This window comes from Streptomyces griseoloalbus, from assembly GCA_014650015.1.
GTDB classification, from domain to species: domain Bacteria; phylum Actinomycetota; class Actinomycetes; order Streptomycetales; family Streptomycetaceae; genus Streptomyces; species Streptomyces griseoloalbus.
The window spans coordinates 307,926-320,067 of record BMUD01000006.1 but is presented as its reverse complement, the minus strand read 5'-3'; the positions used below and the strand labels follow the sequence as shown (position 1 = coordinate 320,067).

At 71.5% G+C, this 12,142-nt stretch carries 6 protein-coding genes; 4 read left to right on the top strand and 2 right to left on the bottom strand.

Annotated features, from left to right (window positions below; genetic code table 11):
* Positions 1-11 precede the first annotated feature (11 nt).
* From IE178_RS12105 to IE178_RS12090, 4 genes are all read left to right on the top strand, one after another.
* Positions 12-1,706 carry a glycoside hydrolase family 13 protein gene (locus tag IE178_RS12105; RefSeq protein WP_193512216.1) on the top strand — a complete coding sequence of 565 codons (1,695 nt, stop codon included), beginning with the start codon at positions 12-14 and terminating at the stop codon, positions 1,704-1,706.
* A 177-nt stretch (positions 1,707-1,883) separates the two neighbouring features.
* Entirely contained in the window at positions 1,884-3,257 is a 1,374-nt protein-coding gene (locus IE178_RS12100; protein WP_193512215.1) for an alpha-amylase, read from the top strand.
* Positions 3,258-3,461: 204 nt separating this feature from the next.
* Entirely contained in the window at positions 3,462-8,873 is a 5,412-nt protein-coding gene (pulA, locus tag IE178_RS12095) for a pullulanase-type alpha-1,6-glucosidase (protein ID WP_193512214.1), read from the top strand.
* A 56-nt stretch (positions 8,874-8,929) separates the two neighbouring features.
* Positions 8,930-9,313, top strand: a complete 384-nt coding sequence (locus IE178_RS12090) for a 5-carboxymethyl-2-hydroxymuconate Delta-isomerase (RefSeq protein WP_184765486.1) — start codon at positions 8,930-8,932, stop codon at positions 9,311-9,313.
* Here IE178_RS12090 and IE178_RS12085 read toward each other — a convergent pair.
* Together IE178_RS12085 and IE178_RS12080 are read right to left on the bottom strand one after the other, a co-directional pair.
* Positions 9,299-9,991, bottom strand: coding sequence for a TetR/AcrR family transcriptional regulator (locus tag IE178_RS12085; protein ID WP_184765487.1), 693 nt, complete (start codon positions 9,989-9,991; stop codon positions 9,299-9,301). The two genes, IE178_RS12090 and IE178_RS12085, sit on opposite strands and share 15 nt — an antisense overlap.
* 216 nt (positions 9,992-10,207) lie before the next feature.
* Positions 10,208-12,142: a hypothetical protein gene (locus tag IE178_RS12080; protein WP_184765488.1), complete on the bottom strand. Its 1,935-nt coding sequence runs from the start codon at positions 12,140-12,142 to the stop codon at positions 10,208-10,210.

Genomic DNA, 12,142 nt, shown 5'->3' with positions numbered 1-12,142 from the left:
TCAAGGACGACATGAGCCAGCAGCACTCCGCCGCACCGGCCCCGACCCCCACCACCGACGCGGCCGTCGCCACAGTCGCCCGGCGCCGCGACTGGTGGCGGGACGCGGTGATCTACCAGGTGTACCCGCGCAGCTTCGCCGACAGCAACGGCGACGGCATGGGCGACCTGGAGGGCATCCGCTCCCGCCTGCCGTACCTGCGCGACCTCGGCGTGGACGCCGTGTGGCTCAGCCCCTTCTACGCCTCGCCGCAGGCCGACGCCGGCTACGACGTCGCCGACTACCGCGCCGTCGACCCCATGTTCGGCACCCTGCTCGACGCGGACGCGCTGATCCGGGACGCCCACGGACTGGGCCTGAGGATCATCGTCGATCTGGTGCCCAACCACTCCTCGGACCAGCACGAGTGGTTCAAGCGGGCCGTCGCCGAGGGCCCCGGCTCCCCCCTGCGGGAGCGCTACCACTTCCGGCCCGGCAAGGGCGCGGACGGTGACCTGCCGCCCAACGACTGGGAGTCGATCTTCGGCGGCCCCGCCTGGACCCGCGTCACCGAGCCCGACGGCACGCCCGGTGAGTGGTACCTGCACCTCTTCGCGCCCGAGCAGCCCGACTTCAACTGGGAGCACCCGGCGGTCGGCGACGAGTTCCGCTCGATCCTGCGGTTCTGGCTGGACATGGGCGTCGACGGCTTCCGCATCGACGTGGCCCACGGCATGGTGAAGGCGGAGGGCCTGCCCGACCTCGGCTCGCACGAGCAGTTGAAGCTGCTGGGCAACGATGTCATGCCGTTCTTCGACCAGGACGGCGTCCACGACATCTACCGCCAGTGGCGTCTGATCCTCGACGAGTACTCCGGCGAGCGCATCTTCGTCGCCGAGGCCTGGACCCCGACCGTCGAGCGCACCGCCAACTACGTCCGCCCGGACGAGCTGCACCAGGCGTTCAACTTCCAGTACCTGGGTACCCACTGGGACGCCGAGGAACTGCGCACGGTCATCGACCGCACCCTGGACTCCATGCGCCCGGTCGGGGCCCCGGCCACCTGGGTGCTGTCCAACCACGACGTCACCCGGCACGCCACCCGCTTCGCCAACCCGGCGGGGCTCGGCACCCAGATCCGCCTGGCCGGCGACCGCGAACTGGGGTTGCGCCGGGCCCGTGCGGCGACGCTGCTGATGCTGGCGCTGCCCGGGTCGGCGTACGTCTACCAGGGCGAGGAGCTGGGCCTGCCGGACGTCGTGGACCTGCCGGACGAGGTGCGCCAGGACCCGGCGTACTTCCGGGGCGCGGGCCAGGACGGCTTCCGTGACGGCTGCCGGGTGCCGATCCCGTGGACGCGGGAGGGCTCGTCGTACGGCTTCGGTGAGGGAGGCAGCTGGCTGCCGCAGCCGGAGGGCTGGGGCGAGCTGAGCATCGAGGCGCAGACCGGTGAGCCGGGCTCGACGCTGGAGCTGTACCGGTCCGCGCTCGCCGTGCGCCGGGAGCAGGCCGACCTGGGCGCGGGCGACGCGGTGGAGTGGCTGCGGGCCCCCGAGGGCGTCCTCGCCTTCCGGCGCGGGGAGTTCGTGTGCGTCGCCAACACCACGGGGGAGCCGGTGACGACCCCGGCCTACGGGCGGGTGCTGCTCGCCAGCGGCGAGGTGGCCCAGACGGCCGGCGAGGCGGAGGTCCCGGCCGACACCACCGTGTGGTGGACCACGGGCTGACCTTCGGACCTCCGTCCGGTCCGCAACTTTTTTCATACAAGTCGGTACGGCCCGCTGCCCTTTCGGGTGGCGGGCCTCTAACATCTGCGGTGCCGCAAGGTTGCTGAAGTTTTCTGCAAGAAGCTTCAGGCGACTTGGGCGGTTTCCCCACACCCTTCGATGAAGAAGGAACCCCACATGGCACGCAGAACCCTCTCCGGGGCCGTCGCCCTCGCGGCCGCCTCGGTTGTCATGGCCCCGACCGGTGCGGAGGCCTCACCGCCGGGCACCAAGGACGTCACCGCCGTCCTCTTCGAATGGAACTTCGCCTCCGTCGCCCGCGAGTGCACCAACACCCTCGGCCCCGCCGGATACGGATACGTCCAGGTCTCCCCGCCCGCCGAGCACATACAGGGCTCCCAGTGGTGGACGTCCTACCAGCCGGTGAGCTACAAGATCGCCGGCCGCCTCGGTGACCGCGCCGCGTTCCGGAACATGGTGAACACCTGTCACGCGGCCGGGGTGAAGGTGGTCGCCGACACCGTCATCAACCACATGTCGGCGGGCAACGGCACCGGCACCGGCGGCTCCTCGTACACGAAGTACAACTACCCCGGTCTGTACTCCTCGTACGACTTCGACAACTGCACCTCGCAGATCACCAACTACCAGGACCGCGGGAACGTCCAGAACTGCGAGCTGGTCGGACTGGCCGACCTGGACACCGGCGAGGAGTACGTCCGCAAGACCGTCGCCGGGTACCTCAACGACCTGCTCTCCCTCGGTGTGGACGGCTTCCGTGTCGACGCGGCCAAGCACATGCCGGCCGCCGACCTGGCCAACATCAAGTCCCGCCTGAGCAACCCCGGCGTGTACTGGAAGCAGGAGGTCATCCACGGCGCCGGGGAGGCCGTCCAGCCCACCGAGTACACGGGCAACGGCGACGTCCAGGAGTTCCGCTACGCCTACGACCTCAAGCGGGTCTTCAACAACGAGAACCTCGCCTACCTGAAGAACTACGGCGAGGGCTGGGGCTACATGAACAGCTCCGTCTCCGGCGTCTTCGTCGACAACCACGACACCGAGCGCAACGGCAGCACGCTGAGCTACAAGGACAACGCCACCTACACCCTGGCCAACGTCTTCATGCTGGCCTGGCCCTACGGCGCCCCCGACATCAACTCCGGCTACGAGTTCACCGACCACGACGCCGGACCCCCGAACGGGGGCCGGGTCGACGCCTGCTGGCAGAGCGGCTGGAAGTGCCAGCACGCCTGGACGGAGATCAAGTCCATGGTCGCCTTCCGCAACGCGACCCGGGGCCAGTCGGTCACCAACTGGTGGGACAACGGCGGCGACGCGATCGCCTTCGGCCGGGGCGGCAAGGGCTTCGTGGCCATCAACCACGAGTCCGGCTCCCTGACCCGCACCTACCAGACCTCCCTCCCGGCGGGCACGTACTGCAACGTCCAGAACAACACGACCGTGACGGTGAACGGCTCCGGCCAGCTCACCGCCACCCTCGGCAGCAACACGGCCCTCGCGGTGTACGCGGGCAAGTCGAGCTGCTGAACGCGCGCGGGCCGCGCCGCCGTTCACGGGGCGGCGGCGCGGCCCGCACCCGTATGCAAGTCCTTACCGTTACTTTCACAACCCTTGCTGTAAAGCTTTCAACGGGGATACGGTCACGCCGACGCTCCGGTGAGGTGGCCGAAACAGGCCGTGCCGTGGCGTGGGGTCGATCCACATGAGCCGTAAGCGCAAGGAGTTCACGCCTTGATACCCAGATGGCCCGCGCCCCCGGGGCGCCGCACCGCACGCGGCAGACGCGTCGCCGCCGTCACCGTGGCCGCGCTCGCCGCCGCCCTCGTGCAGCCGCTCGCCGCCCGTGCCGACACCCCGCCCGCGCCCCCCTCGGACGCGACGCTCGCCACGTCCCCCGCACGGCACGACCTGACCCGCGAGCAGTTCTACTTCGTCCTGCCGGACCGTTTCGCCAACGGCGACACGAAGAACGACCGCGGCGGACTGACCGGTTCACGCCTCACCACCGGGTACGACCCCACCGACAAGGGCTTTTACCAGGGCGGCGACCTCAAGGGCCTCACGAAGAAGCTCGACTACATCAAGGGCCTGGGCACCACCGCCATCTGGATGGCGCCGATCTTCAAGAACCAGCCCGTGCAGGGGACGGGGGAGAACGCCTCCGCCGGCTACCACGGTTACTGGATCACCGACTTCACCCAGGTCGACCCGCACTTCGGCACCAACGCCGACCTCGAGACCCTCATCGACACGGCCCACGACAAGGGCATGAAGGTCTTCTTCGACGTCATCACCAACCACACCGCCGATGTCGTCGACTACGAGGAGAAGTCCTACGACTACCTGTCGAAGGGCGCCTTCCCGTACCTGACCAAGGACCGCGAGCCCTTCGACGACGCCGACTACGCCGACGGCTCCCGCCGGTTCCCCCGCGTCGACGCCGGTTCCTTCCCGCGCACCCCGGTCGTGCCCGCCGCGAAGAAGGACGTCAAGGTCCCGTCCTGGCTCAACGACCCGGAGATGTACCACAACCGGGGCGACTCCACCTTCGCCGGAGAGTCCAGCGAGTACGGCGACTTCTCCGGGCTCGACGACCTGTGGACCGAGCGTCCCGAGGTGGTCGGCGGCATGGAGAAGATCTACCAGCGGTGGGTGAAGGACTTCGACATCGACGGCTTCCGGATCGACACCGTGAAGCACGTCAACATGGAGTTCTGGACCCAGTGGGCCACCGCCCTGGACGCCTACGCGGCCAGGAAGGGCCGGGACGACTTCTTCATGTTCGGCGAGGTCTACTCCGCCGACACGGACGTCACCTCCCCGTACGTCACCGAGGGCCGCCTGGACGCCACGCTCGACTTCCCGTTCCAGGAGGCGGCCCGCCAGTACGCCTCCCAGGGCGGCAGCGCGCGAAAGCTGGCCTCGGTCTTCGGTGACGACTACAAGTACGCCACCGACAAGGCCAACGCCTACGAGCAGGTCACCTTCCTCGGCAACCACGACATGGGCCGCTTCGGGACGTTCCTGAAGCAGGACGACCCGCAGGCGTCCGACGCCGAGCTGCTGAAGAAGGACATGCTCGCCAACGAGCTGATGTTCCTCAGCCGCGGCAACCCGGTCGTCTACTACGGCGACGAGCAGGGCTTCACCGGCGCCGGCGGCGACAAGGACGCCCGCCAGACCCTGTTCGCGTCCAGCACCGCCGACTACCTCGACGACGACCTGATCGGCACCGACCGCACCCACGCGGACGACACCTATGACACGCGGTCGCCGCTCTACCGGCAGATCAGCGCCCTCGCGAAGCTCCGCAAGGCCCACCCGGCCCTCACCGACGGCATCCAGCAGGAGCGCTACGCCGCCGACGGCGCGGGCGTCTACGCCTTCTCCCGCACCGGCACGGGGAAGGACACCACCGAGTACGTGGTCGCCTTCAACAATGCCGGTGAGGCCGAGGAGGCCACCTTCGCGACCGGCTCCGCCCGGATGACGTTCAAGGGCCTTCACGGCACCGACGCCACCGTCACCAGCGACGCCGACAAGAAGATCACCGTCACGGTCCCGGCCGGTTCGGCGATCGTCCTCAAGGCGTCCGGCCCGCTCGCGAAGCCCGCTGCGAAGCCCACGGTCACGCTGAAGGCCCCGGACGCCGGCGCCACCGGCACCGTCGAGCTCACCGCCGACGTCGACGGCGGACAGCTCAACCGGGTCGTCTTCGCCGCCCAGACCGGCAACGGCGCGTGGCGGACCCTCGGCTCCGCCGACCACGCCCCCTACAAGGTCACCCACACCATCGGCGAGGACGTCCCCGCCGGCACCGCCCTGCGCTACAAGGCCGTCGTGATCGACTCGGCCGGCCGCACCGCGAGCGCCACGGCCGCCTCCACCACCGGCACCCCGCCGGCCGAGGAGCCGCCCACCGCGGCCTCCCGCGACTACGCGATCGTCCACTACAAGCGTGCGGACGGGAACTACGACGACTGGGGCCTGTACGCCTGGGGCGACCTGGCGGACGGCGAGGCCACCGAGTGGCCGGACAGCCACCCCTTCACCGGCCGCGACGCCTACGGCGCCTTCGCCTACGTCAAGCTCGAGCCGGGCGCCTCGGATGTCGGCTTCGTGGTGATCGACAAGGACGGCAACAAGGACGTCGCCACCGACCGCACGATCGACGTCACCCAGCACGGCGAGATCTGGATCGAACAGGGCAAGGAGACCGTCACCACCGAACGGCCCGAGTACCCGGCCCAGGACACCACCAAGGCGGTGCTCCACTACCAGCGCGCCGACGGGAACTACGACGGCTGGGGCCTGCACACCTGGACCGGGGCCGCGAACCCCACCGACTGGTCGAACCCCCTGAAGCCGGTGAGGACCGACGCCTATGGCGCGGTCTTCGAGGTGCCGCTCGCCGAGGGTGCCACCAGCCTCGGCTACATCCTCCACAAGGGCGACGAGAAGGACCTCCCGTCCGACCGGTCGCTGGACCTCAAGGCCGACGGCCACGAGGTGTGGCTGGTGAACGGCCAGGAGAAGTACCTGCTGCCGCAGCCGGCCGGCTCGGCGGCGGCCCTCGACCTGACCACCTCCAAGGCGGTCTGGATCGACCGCGACACCGTCGTCTGGGACGGCTCGAAGGCCGCCGCCTCCACCCAGCTGCTCGCCTCCCGCACGGGCTCCGTCAAGGTGCAGGACTCTGCGCTGACCAGCGACGACGCGCGCTGGCTCCGCCTGACGGAGACGACCCTCACCGACACACAGAAGACGACGTTCCCGCACCTGAAGGACGGCACCGCCTGGTCCGTCGACCCGCGCGACCGGGACCGCGTGCGTGAGGCACTGCGCGGCCAGGTCGTCGCCTCCCAGCACGCCGCCAACGGTGCCGTGCTCGCGGCGACCGGCGTGCAGATCGCGGGCGTCCTCGACGACCTCTACGCCGACCGCGCCACGACGGCGAAGCTCGGCCCGACGTTCCGCCACGGCCGGCCCACCCTCTCCGTCTGGGCGCCGACCGCGCGGAACGTCTCGCTGGAGATCGGCGACCGCACCGTCCGGATGCGCCGCGACGACGCCACCGGCGTCTGGTCCGTCACCGGCCCGGGCTCCTGGAAGGGCAAGCCGTACCGGTACGCGGTGCAGGTGTGGGCCCCCACCACCCGCGAGATCGTCACCAACAAGGTCACCGACCCCTACTCCGTGGCCCTGACGACCGACTCCGAGCGCAGCCTCGTCGTCGACCTCGACGACCGCGGCCTCGCCCCGAAGGGCTGGTCGGGCCTGGACAAGCCGAAGGCGGTGCCGCTGAAGGACGCCCAGATCCAGGAGCTGCACATCCGCGACTTCTCCGTGGAGGACCGTACGGCGGAGAACCCCGGCACCTACCTCGCCTTCACCGACAAGGACAGCGACGGCTCCGAGCACCTGCGGGAGCTGGCGGAGGCCGGCACCTCGTACGTGCACCTGCTGCCCGCCTTCGACATCGCCACCATCCCCGAGAAGGAGTCCGACCGGGCGACCGCCGGCTGCGACCTCGCCTCCTACCCCGCCGACTCCGACCAGCAGCAGGAGTGCGTGGCGAAGGCCGCCGCCAAGGACGCCTACAACTGGGGCTACGACCCGTACCACTACACGGTGCCCGAGGGCTCCTACGCCACCGACCCGGACGGCACCGCCCGCACGGTCGAGTTCCGCGAGATGGTCAAGGCGCTCAACGAGGACGGCCTGCGGGTCGTGATGGACGTCGTCTACAACCACACCGCCGCGAGCGGTCAGGCGAAGACCAGCGTCCTCGACCGGATCGTGCCCGGCTACTACCAGCGGCTGCTCGCCGACGGCTCGGTCGCCAACAGCACCTGCTGCGCCAACACGGCCACCGAGAACGCCATGATGGGCAAGCTGGTCGTCGACTCCGTCGTCACCTGGGCCAAGGAGTACAAGGTCGACGGCTTCCGCTTCGACCTCATGGGCCACCACCCGAAGGCCAACATCCTCGCCGTCCGTGAGGCCCTCGACGCGCTGACCGTCGAGAAGGACGGCGTGGACGGCAAGGACATCGACCTGTACGGCGAGGGCTGGAACTTCGGCGAGATCGCCGACGACGCCCGCTTCGAACAGGCCACGCAGAAGAACATGGCCGGCACCGGCATCGCCACCTTCTCCGACCGGGCCCGTGACGCCGTGCGCGGCGGCGGCCCCTTCGACGAGGACCCCGGCGTCCAGGGCTTCGCCTCCGGCCTCTACACCGACCCCAACTCCTCGAAGGGCAACGGCACCGAGGCCGAGCAGAAGGCCCGCCTCCTGCACTACCAGGACCTGATCAAGGTGGGCCTGAGCGGCAACCTCGCCGACTACACCTTCACCGACACCAGCGGCAGGGAGGTCAAGGGCTCCCAGGTCGACTACAACGGCGCCCCCGCCGGATACGCCGACGCGCCCGGCGACGCCCTCGCCTACGCCGACGCCCACGACAACGAGTCGCTGTTCGACGCGCTCGCCTTCAAACTGCCGAAGGACACGGCGGCCGCGGACCGGGCCCGTATGCAGGTCCTCGCCATGGCGACGGCCACCCTCTCGCAGGGCCCGGCCCTCTCCCAGGCGGGCACCGACCTGCTGCGCTCCAAGTCCCTGGACCGCAACTCCTACGACAGCGGCGACTGGTTCAACGCCATCCACTGGAGCTGCGCGGACGGCAACGGCTTCGGCCGCGGTCTGCCGCCGGCCGCCGACAACGAGGCCAAGTGGCCCTACGCCAAGCCCCTGCTCGGCACGATCACGGTCGGCTGCCCGCAGATCGAGGGCGCCTCGGCCGCGTACCGGGACCTGCTGAGGATCCGTTCGACGGAGCAGGCGTTCTCCCTCGGCACGGCCGCACGGGTGCAGTCCCGGCTCTCCTTCCCGCTGTCCGGGACGGACGAGACGCCCGGCGTGATCACCATGACCCTCGGTGACCTGGTCGTGGTCTTCAACGCCACGCCCGAGCGGCAGGAGCAGCGCGTCGCCGCGCTCGCCGGGACCGGCCACCGGCTGCACCCGGTGCAGGCGGCCGGCGGGGACGCGGTGGTGAAGACCTCGTCCTACGACGAGGAGTCCGGCACCTTCACCGTCCCGGCGCGCACGGTCGCCGTGTTCACCACGGCCGGCTGACCGGCCGGCGCGGCTGCGGCTAGGGTGAGCCCTTCTGACCCGGAACAGGAGGGCTCATGCCGCAGATCACCGTCGACTACTCCGAGCGACTGGCGGACGGCTTCGACCGGCCCGCCTTCGCGCGGGACCTGCACACCGCCGTCGTGGACATCGCGGCCGCCAAGCCGCCGGCGTGCAAGACACGGTTCCGGCGGACCGAGGACGTCGTGGTCGGCCCCGACACCGACGGGCACGCCCTCGTACACGTCCACATCGCCCTGCTGCCCGGCCGGACCGAGGAGACCAAGGCCCGGCTCACCGAGGCCGTGCTGGACCTGCTGCGGCAGTACGTGAAGCCGGGCGGGGACCTGACCCTGCACGCCTCCGCCGAGGTCCGCGAACTCGACGCCTCCTACCGGAAGTTCGAGGAGTGGACGGGCTCCGTCTCAGGACGCCAGTGAGATCAGCCGGGTGGCCAGGTCGGTGAACGGCCCGTCACCCGGCTCGTTCTTCAGCAGCCCGCGCAGCAGTGCGGCCAGCTCCTCGTCCCGGGCGGCTGCCACGGCGGCGAGCGCGGCGAAGTCCTGCACCAGCTGCGCCTCCAGCTCGGCGCGCGGGATGCGCCGCCCGTCCAGCCAGATCAGCGCCGTCGACTCGACGAGCGAGATCCAGGAGCGCACCACCAGCTCCAGCCGCGCCGGCACCGGACCCACCACACCCATGTGCGACAGCATCTGGTCATACGCGGCCTGCCGTACGGAGTCGATCAGCGCGTTGGTCGTCGAGGAGCCCACCGCCGGGCCGCCGCGCATCAGGGCGGAGAAACCGGGGCCGTGCTCGTCGACGAAGTCGAAGAACCGCACCATCACCCGCCGCAGCCGCGAACCCAGCGGGCCCTCGTGCGGTTCGGCGAACCGGGACGCCAGATCCTCCGCCGCACGCCGCAACGCGGCCTCGTAGAGGCTGAGTTTGCCGGGGAAGTAGTGATACACCAGCGGGCGCGAGATGCCCGCCCGCGACGCTATCTCGTCGATGGAGACCTCGTCGGGCGAACGCCGGCTGAACAGTTCGAGGGCCACGCCGATCAACTGCTGCCGCCGCTCCTCGACTCCCATTCTGCGACGCGCCCCGGTAGTCATGCGAACACCTTACCGATCGAATCCGGCCTCGAACGGCCCGGACCGACCGGTTGGCCCTAGGGCCTGTCTGACCCTTCGCGTCGTCGCCCGCAGGGCGGCCTCGCGGCGTCAGGTGCGTGCTCTCGGCGTGCCGGGTGGATGTACTCGGCTCTGCGCCCGGTGCGGCGAGAGTGCGTGCATGGCGTCGCGAGGCAGGCGGGAATTGTCAGACAGGTCCTAGCGCAGGCCGCTGATCGGCTCCCCGTTCTTCAGCGTGCCCTCGAGGTACGCCCGGGCTCCCTTCTTGGCGCGGACGGTCAGCAGACGACCCCGCGCCGCGCCCTCGACCCCGCCCGTCGCCCTCACCGACGCGGTGTCGTCGCTGCCGGCGGCCAGCAGGTACCAGGAACCCGCCTCGGACTTCCACAGCACCCCCGCGAGCACCCGCGGCTCCCGCTCCCCGCACGCCGGCACGTCCTGCGCCTTCGCCGCCACCGCCCCGAACCGCCCGCCCGGCGTGTGGAACTGCGCCAGCACCCGGGCGCCGCCGCCCCGCCAGGTCTCGGCCCGCGTGCACACCCACGCCGCCGACCCGCCCCCGCCCTCCGCGGCGCCGGGCAGTGGCTGCTCGGCGAACGCCCAGGCGTTCACACTCCGTACGCCCGCCGAGCGCACCGCGGCCAGCGAGCAGGCGAAGGGCGCCCAGGTGCGCAGCGCCTCGGCACCGGAGGCCGGCCGCGGCGCGTCGGGCGGCCCCGCGGTGAGCCGCGCCGGGACCAGTTCGCCGAGATCGGTCACCAGCCGGGTGCCGGCGGCGTCGGTCAGTTGCAGCACGTTCCACGAGGTGCACGGCTCCGGCCGCTGGGCGGGGCCGGCCAGGGGCGAGGTCACACCGCCAGTAAGGGTGAGGCGCATCGCGCCGGAGCCCGGCGCGCGCAGGTCCCGCTCGCCCGCGCCGCGCACCCAGGGCGCCGTCAGATACCGGACGTTGCCGTCCGCCCGGCTCAGCACCACCGCGCCCGCCTCGTCCCGGCCGGCCCCGTCGACCCGGGCGAAGTCGAGCGCGGCACCCCGGGAGCCGTCCCTCGGCTCGGCGTACCGGGCGATGCGCAGACCGTCGTACAGGATCACCACGCGCGCGGTGTCGACCGTCCCGGCGTACAGCAGCTGGGGCGGTCCGGCGGGGCCGCCGGACGGGGTGCCCGGGGTCGCCGACACCTGGACGCTCGTGCCGGGCCGGGCCCAGACGGCGAGGGCGCGGCGCAGCAGGCCCCGGTCGTCGGTGAGGTCGCCGCGCGCCGGCCACACGGAGAAGTCGGTGCGCGCGGCGGTCTTCCAGGCGGTGGGGGAGACCCGCGTCAGCTTCCCCGGGTCCAGCGCGGCCTGTGCGGCGGGGTTGCGCGCGTACGGGGGCGCCGCGGGGCCGTCGCCGCCCCAGCCGTCGCCCGGCAGCCCGAGCAGCGTCCCGCAGACCACCAGCGCCGCCCCGGCGACCAGCGAGGCCTTCACCTGCCGGCGGCGGCGCAGCAGATCGGTCGGCCGGGCCTGGAGCGAGCAGGGGTCGAACTCGGGGGAGTCGAGCAGCCGGTACGCGTCGCGGATCCCGTCGGCCTCGTCGAGCGCGGCGTCCACGTCGGCGACGCCGGCGGCCGTGAGCACCTCGCGCACGTCCCCGTCCGGGAGCCGCTCCAGGCCGCGCAGCGCGTGCGCGGCGCGGGCCGGACCGGACAGGGCGGCCAGCCGCTGGTCCAGCGCGAGCTCGTCGGCGCCGCCCGGGCGCGGGAACAGCCTCAGGCCCCACACCTGGGGGAGCAGCGGCGGCAGTTGCGCCCGCTTCGGCCATGCCCCGCGCTTCAGTGGCAGGCCGGCCTCCAGCGCCGTGCGCACCACCTGGAGGCGGATCAGCGCGTACCCGGGGTCGCCGTCGCGGCCGGTCTGCTGGGCGGGGATCACCGGTGCCGGGGTGCGGCCCCGCGGAAGGGCCCGCTGGACCAGACAGTGCGCGGTGAGCACCCGCCTGCCGCGGCCCCTGCCGGACGGCAGCACCAGGTAGGCGAGCCGCACGAGCCGTGGATAGTGCTCGACGAGCGCGGCCTCGGCCTGCTCGACGTCCACGACCGGACCGGCGGGGGAGGAGGGTGCGGAGGGCTGGGCGACATCTGGTGACTGCAC